This is a genomic window from Streptomyces sp. NPDC001156 (assembly GCF_053598275.1).
On record NZ_JBSFJX010000425.1, the window covers coordinates 1 to 3,034 of the forward strand.

Genomic DNA, 3,034 nt, shown 5'->3' on the forward strand with positions numbered 1-3,034 from the left:
CGGCTCGGCCCCGCGATCGAGGAGGAAGGTGACACGGGCCGGGCCGTGGTCGGGCCGGTAGTACCGCGTGATGTCCGCGCGCCGCCGGTCATATGCTCGAAAGAGCGTGACACCCCCGACCGGAAAACTCGATGTCTGATCCGACAACTCGTTCGCTCGACCAGCGGCTGGACGTGATCGCACGCCATCCGTTCCGCGCGAGGTTCCATCTGCGCGGGCGCGACCTGGCCACCGCCGAACTGCGCGGCCCCGCCACGCTGCGCCGACACGCCTACGACCTCATCGCCAAGCGGCTGGCACCGGCCGAGCCGTACAAGGACGGCAAGCAGACCCCCTACCGGGGCCACCCGGTCTTCGTCGCCCAGCACGCGACCGCGACATGCTGCCGTACCTGCCTGCAGCGCTGGCACGAGATCCCCAAAGGACGGGACCTGAGCCGCGCGGAACGCGCCTATGTGGTGACGGTGATCTGCCGCTGGATCGAGCGGGAGGTGGCGTCGGCCGCGGCGAGAGCCGTCGGCCGGGGCCCGGCCTGACGGGCGACGGGACGGGCCACAGGACCGCACGGGCCGTGCTTCCGGCGCCGATCATCCCGCAGAGGCGCCCAGGGCGCGGGCCACTGTCGAGCGAGGGCCGCTCACGAGATATCTTGATGTCGAGCAATGTTGCAGACGTGGAGCGGAGCACCCGGTGACTGACTCGACCATCATTTACACACACACTGACGAGGCCCCGGCCCTGGCGACGTATTCCTTCCTGCCGGTGGTCCAGGCGTACGCCTCGCAGGCGGGTGTCACTGTGGAGACCCGTGACATCTCGCTGGCCGGGCGCATCCTCGCGGTCTTCCCCGAGTACCTGAACGAGGACCAGCGGATCAACGACGCCCTCGCTGAGCTGGGCGAACTGGCCAAGACCCCCGCGGCCAACATCATCAAGCTGCCCAACGTCTCGGCGTCCGTCCCGCAGCTGAAGGCGGCCGTGGCCGAACTGCAGGCCCAGGGCTACGCACTGCCGGACTACCCGGACGAGCCGAAGACCGACGAGGAGCGGGAGATCCGCGCCCGTTTCGACAAGGTCAAGGGCTCCGCCGTGAACCCGGTGCTGCGCGAGGGCAACTCCGACCGCCGCGCCCCCGCCTCGGTGAAGAACTACGCCAAGACCCACCCGCACCGCATGGGCGCCTGGACCTCCGAGTCGAAGACGAACGTCGCGACCATGGGCGTGGACGACTTCCGTTCCACCGAGAAGTCCGCGGTGATCTCCGAGGCCGGTTCGCTGCGCATCGAGCTGAAGGGCGACGACGGCTCCACCACCGTGCTGCGCGAGTCCGTCCCGGTCCTCGCGGGTGAGGTCGTGGACGCCTCCGTGATGCGCGTGGCCGCCCTGCGCGAGTTCCTGACCGCGCAGGTCGCGCGCGCCAAGGAGGAGGGCGTCCTGTTCTCCGTGCACCTGAAGGCCACGATGATGAAGGTCTCCGACCCGATCGTCTTCGGTCACGTGGTGCGCGCCTTCTTCCCGAAGACCTTCGCGAAGTACGGCGAGACGTTCGCCGCGGCCGGGCTGACCCCGAACGACGGTCTCGGCGGCATCTTCAAGGGCCTCGAGTCGCTGCCCAACGGCGAGGAGATCAAGGCCTCCTTCGACGCCGAGCTCGCCGAGGGCCCGGAGCTGGCGATGGTCGACTCCGACAAGGGCATCACCAACCTGCACGTCCCCTCCGACGTCATCGTCGACGCCTCGATGCCGGCCATGATCCGCACCTCCGGCCACATGTGGGGCCCGGACGGCCAGGAGCACGACACCCTCGCGGTCCTGCCGGACTCCAGCTACTCCGGCGTCTACCAGGCCGTGCTCGACGACTGCCGCGCCAACGGCGCCTACGACCCGGCCACCATGGGCTCGGTCCCGAACGTCGGCCTCATGGCGCAGAAGGCCGAGGAGTACGGCAGCCACGACAAGACCTTCGAGATCCCGACCACGGGCACGGTCCGCCTGGTCGACCAGGCCGGCAACGTCGTCCTCGAGCAGACCGTCTCCGCCGGCGACATCTTCCGCGCCTGCCAGACCAAGGACGCCCCGATCAAGGACTGGGTGAAGCTCGCCGTCACCCGCGCCCGCGCCACCGGCGACCCGGCCGTGTTCTGGCTGGACGCCACCCGCGCCCACGACGCCAACCTGATCGCCAAGGTCGAGCAGTACCTGCAGGAGCACGACACCGAGGGCCTGGACATCCGCATCCTGGCCCCCGTCGAGGCCACCAAGCTGTCCGTGGAGCGCATCCGCCGCGGTGAGAACACCATCTCCGTCACCGGCAACGTGCTGCGTGACTACCTCACCGACCTGTTCCCGATCCTGGAGCTGGGCACCAGCGCCAAGATGCTGTCGGTCGTCCCGCTGATGGCGGGCGGCGGCCTGTTCGAGACGGGCGCCGGCGGCTCCGCCCCCAAGCACGTCCAGCAGCTGGTGAAGGAGAACTACCTGCGCTGGGACTCGCTGGGCGAGTTCTTCGCGCTCGTGCCGTCCTTCGAGCAGTACGCGAAGGCCACCGGCAACCAGCGCGCCCAGGTCCTCGCCGACACCCTCGACCGCGCCACGGCGACCTTCCTCAACGAGGACAAGTCCCCGACCCGGCGCGTCGGCGGCATCGACAACCGCGGCAGCCACTTCTACCTGTCCCTGTACTGGGCGCAGGAGCTGGCCCAGCAGACCGACGACGCGGAGCTGGCCAAGGCGTTCGCGCCGCTCGCCGAGACGCTCGCGGCCAACGAGCAGAAGATCGTCGAGGAGCTGATCGCCGTCCAGGGCAAGCCGGCCGACATCGGCGGCTACTACCAGCCCGACCCGGCCAAGGCCGCCCAGGTCATGCGCCCCTCGGCCACCTGGAACGAGGCGCTGGCCGCCCTCGCGTAAGGCAGCCCGCACAGCAGCAGACAGCCGCCCCGGCCGGCCCCTGCCCTTCACCGGTCTGGCTGCGGACCGTCACCTTGACCGTCCGGGACTGTGCCGGGATGCCGAACACGTCACGGTACTTCTT

The 3,034-nt window shown here is 69.7% G+C and carries 2 protein-coding genes; both read left to right on the forward strand.

Annotated elements, in window-relative coordinates; genetic code table 11:
• The first annotated feature begins 131 nt into the window (after positions 1-131).
• A complete protein-coding gene (locus tag ACWDA7_RS51630; protein ID WP_450615011.1) occupies positions 132-536 on the forward strand; it encodes a DUF4186 domain-containing protein in 405 nt (134 codons plus the stop codon).
• 154 nt (positions 537-690) lie between these two features.
• A complete protein-coding gene (locus tag ACWDA7_RS51635) occupies positions 691-2,910 on the forward strand; it encodes an NADP-dependent isocitrate dehydrogenase (protein ID WP_450615013.1) in 2,220 nt (739 codons plus the stop codon).
• Positions 2,911-3,034 lie beyond the last annotated feature (124 nt).